We start from the raw sequence: 1,488 nt of genomic DNA on the forward strand, positions 1-1,488 counted from the left end.
ACCGTAAACCGGATGGCATTATCGCTCAGAAGCGCCGTTGCGATGATCCTGGGCGTTAACTGACCTCCCGCGACCTGAATTGCCACAAGTAGCGAACCAAAGGTAAATACAACAAAGGTTAGCGTCATTGTGATGATCGTCTCCAACATGCGTTGGGTTCCCTCGACGCCCCAGGGCCAAACATCTGCCCACAGGATCCAGGCATCGAACAGGTAAGCGTAACGGATTGCACCGACGTAAAGCACGAGAGCGATAAATGGAACGATCCACAGCGAGGATCGGATGTAGCTATTGAAGCTGTACCATTGGTTCCAACGCATCAGKTGAACTCTTCTGCTGGAATCCCCGATCGGAGGGATCTTGCCCTCCCATAATCAACCAAAATCGCGAGTGTCTTGCATTGATAGCGATCAAGAACAGGCAGTTCTTATTTTGATCTCGCTCAATGCCCGTTGCACGCGGGGCTGATAGCCTTCAGGGAAAACCGCGCTCCGAGCGGACTCTCGGGTCGGCAAAACTTCCACGAATAAACGTGGCGGTCCACATATTCGAAGGTGGAAAACCCGGGGGCGAGCGATGTTACAATCGAAAAGAAAACCTAGATACGTCTGCGTCCCGGCAGCTTACGGCCTTTTCAATGTCGTCGATACCAAGAGTGGGCTGCCGGCGGAAGTGGACGTGACTGCAGTATTGCTCACAAGGCAAGAAGTGCGGCAACTAATCTCGTGGCTCGAAACCAAGATTGCATTGTCAGAACGCGATGGCGCAGGCGCTTGTCCAGCTGGCGCTTGAAAGGTTCCAGCCCGCGATGGCCAACCATACGCCTTATTTCGGCGGTTGTCATTGACGGCTTCGAGCCGCGTTCTTGGACGAGTTCCTTGGCAGGGCACTCGCAGAAGGACAATTTCGGCCCGCGCCACCGGCACAGATCGCTGGCCACGGATTGGAGAGCCTGCAGGCCGGGTTGGATGCGCAGAAGAAAGGGGTGTCGGGCAAAAAAATCGTGGTAAGCCTGGATGGGTAAGCCAGTGCATATAGCGCTTTTTTTTGCGAGACAGGCATACGGGCCTTTTAGTCCGTCGACCAGCGCGTCGAACACTGCACGGCACTTGGCACTGGCGCGCAGGTCCTCGTGACAATCCAAAGATCGAGATCCCAATCAAACTGATCGGCAAGGACGCGGACGAGGGAAGGATCGCGACCGGCGAGCGCCACCTGGCATACCCCGATGCCAAACCCGGCCCGGATAGCCGCGAGCTGCACCAGGTTGTTGTCTGTCCGTAAGGCGAAGGACGATCTCTCGAATACCGGGTTCGTATTGTCTATCGAGCGTAGAGCTGGTCTCGGTATCAAACCCGATGAAATCGAAATTAGATAGTTCAGTTAAGTCTGTTGAGGTGCCTGTCCGTTCCAAGTAGTCACGGTGGGCGTGCAAACCCAACTTAACTCCCGGAAGCCGCACATTCCTAGTTGGCGCACCCGTTATCG

General features: G+C 55.1%; 1 protein-coding gene. It reads right to left on the reverse strand.

The features are described 5' to 3' along the window. Positions 1-320 (reverse strand): DUF2254 family protein (locus AC1D35_RS36120; protein WP_477942813.1); only part of this gene is annotated, 320 nt, incomplete at its 3' end. Positions 321-1,488 lie beyond the last annotated feature (1,168 nt).

Source organism: Rhizobium sp. P1_E6 (genome assembly GCF_056405875.1).